General features: G+C 53.8%; 3 protein-coding genes. All 3 read left to right on the top strand.

Translation table 11 applies throughout. The features are described from left to right. A partial coding sequence (locus NW815_RS00885) for a V4R domain-containing protein (protein ID WP_414415621.1) occupies positions 1–246 on the top strand: 246 nt, incomplete at its 5' end. Further along, positions 243–494, top strand: coding sequence for a hypothetical protein (locus NW815_RS00880; protein WP_414408155.1), 252 nt, complete (start codon positions 243–245; stop codon positions 492–494). The genes NW815_RS00885 and NW815_RS00880, both read left to right, overlap by 4 nt. Before the next feature lie 36 nt (positions 495–530). Further along, on the top strand, positions 531–989 hold the full coding sequence (locus NW815_RS00875) for a hypothetical protein (RefSeq protein ID WP_041436599.1): 459 nt from the start codon (positions 531–533) through the stop codon (positions 987–989). Positions 990–1104: the final 115 nt, after the last annotated feature.

The following is a 1104-nucleotide window of genomic DNA, read 5'->3' as shown; positions in this document are numbered from 1 at the left end:
GGGGATGTGGGCAAACCTGTCTGTCATCTTTACGCCGGATTATTTGCCGGCTTTTTTAGCACCATGGTGGAACGGCAGCTCAACTGCATCGAGATCCAGTGCTATTCTATGGGGGAAAGCTACTGCAAGTTTTTGCTCGGCAGCAAAGATCGCATTGATGCGGCTGCCTTCTGGCTGAACGAAGGGGCCAGTGCCAGCGAAATTGCCCAAAAATTGCGTTCAGGTCAGGGAGTAGCTAAGGCATGACCTGGAAGATTACTTTAGAGGATTCGGTGCAAAGCTTTTTTGCCCGTCTAAATTGGGATAACCGCCCCCTACAGATGCGCTCTCTGCCAATGCCTTTTCTGCAAGTGCGGGAGCATTTTGGTTCCATCCCCTGGGCGGGGGATCCCCTGAGTTTGGCTGCGCATTCTCTGGGATCCCTGTCGGCAGCACCGGAACCCGAGCCGGAAGAAGAGCAGATCACCTTGGCGGATCTGTTCAGCCTGTTTTGAATCTCCTAGCACCCACCGACCTCCGGGAGAAGCGAGATGGTAAGCCCCTTGGAGCAGATGCTGATCGAGTCGGAAGCCCGCTACCTCAAACCAGAGGAGCTGGAGCATCTGAAGGCCTATGTTCTCGGCTGGCCAAAACGACAACATGTGTACCGAGTTTTGCGGGAACGGGAGAGCCAGGTGGTGAGCAAAACCCTAGATGCCCTGCAAAAGGAGATGCCCGACCTTTCTCCCCAAGTGTTGGATCTGTGCCGGCGACACCTGCTGTTGCTGCTGCGTCACAGCGCTATGGCCATGTTGCTGCAGGACGAAAACCTCCTGAAAGAGCGGCTGCTCGAGTGGATGGAGGAAGAGGTGCGCCTGTACGGACTGCAGAGGGTTTATGAGGTTGCCTATCGGATTTTCCAGCAAGAGCTGAGAGACCATTTGGCTCCTGGAGAGTTGGAGTTTATCCGCCCCTTAATCACCCAGGTACAGGTGGCTTTACTGTTTTAGTGCTGTTTCAGATTGAGTTTTTGCTTTTGTTTATATCGCCAAAGCGCTCTATCTCAGCTAGCCCGAAACTTAGGTGTCGTTGCAGTTAACAAAACGCGCGGAATTCCCCACCCTC

The organism is Synechococcus sp. R6-7, from assembly GCF_047461695.1.
Classification (GTDB): Bacteria; Cyanobacteriota; Cyanobacteriia; order Thermostichales; family Thermostichaceae; genus Thermostichus.
The sequence above is the reverse complement of the archived record's forward strand: the minus strand, read 5'-3'. Positions and strand labels throughout refer to the sequence as shown.